This window comes from Cellulomonas citrea (genome assembly GCF_009829685.1).
GTDB classification, from domain to species: Bacteria; Actinomycetota; Actinomycetes; order Actinomycetales; family Cellulomonadaceae; genus Cellulomonas; species Cellulomonas citrea.
The window spans coordinates 1-835 of sequence record NZ_VWSD01000326.1 but is presented as its reverse complement, the minus strand read 5'-3'; the positions used below and the strand labels follow the sequence as shown (position 1 = coordinate 835).

Below are 835 nucleotides of genomic sequence, written 5' to 3'. Positions count from 1 at the left end.
CGGGTCAACGATCGGGATGTATCTCAAATGCTGATACCTTCACGGATGCCAAAGCTTCATCGCTCATTGGTACCGATTTGAACTCATAGTTTAAGTGTTTGACAGTTTGGTCATTGATGTGCTTTGAGGCTTGGCCAGCAAGGTTGATAAACCAGTCTTGGCCGCCCGCCGGTGTAATGCTTTCGATGGCCGGGGGCAGATCTCCAATTTCCATGAGCGTCATCCAGTATGGCGCACCATTATGTGGGACGGCCTTCTCAAGAGCCCCAATCTTGACGCCAGCTCCGACATAGGTGGTTGAACCGGCATAATCGGTCGCCTCTACGGTTGGTCTGTCAGGGTCGGGGGCGTAGAATGCCTCCTGCCCCATGTATCGCCAGTATACTGGCTGCAACCATTCATCCATGTCTGCGCCGAACTTGCGCTCTAGCCGGTCAATTGTTTCCAGAAGAATTGCCTCGACCACAGCGCTGCGTGATCGGCCATTGAGGAAGTCCCACTTCATCGGCCGACCAGCGGTCTCTCCCTCCAAAGCGCGCAAGGTCAGGCTTGTGCCGTATTTGATATAATTATGGTCCTCGAACTTGACGCTCCACTCTCCAAGTTCGTCGGTAAATATCTCATCACGTGCTGCCATGAGCCAGATTCGAAACAAAGCCACCCCGGGATGGTCATAGGCACCATCGCCATCCGCGTCGGTGAACTGCTCATCCCAGTCCTGCAGGAGGTGGATATCCTTCGATACTCTTGCATCGCTGGTGGTCTCTGCAACTTCATCCCAGAACCCGGACAATAACTCGGGCGAAGTCATCTTCAGATCAACACTTAACCAGGA

1 protein-coding gene is annotated in these 835 nt (G+C 53.4%); it reads right to left on the bottom strand.

The annotated features are described in order from the left end of the window. Window positions 1-4 precede the first annotated feature (4 nt). A partial coding sequence (locus tag F2B26_RS16495; RefSeq protein ID WP_210766857.1) for a penicillin acylase family protein occupies window positions 5-835 on the bottom strand: 831 nt, incomplete at its 5' end.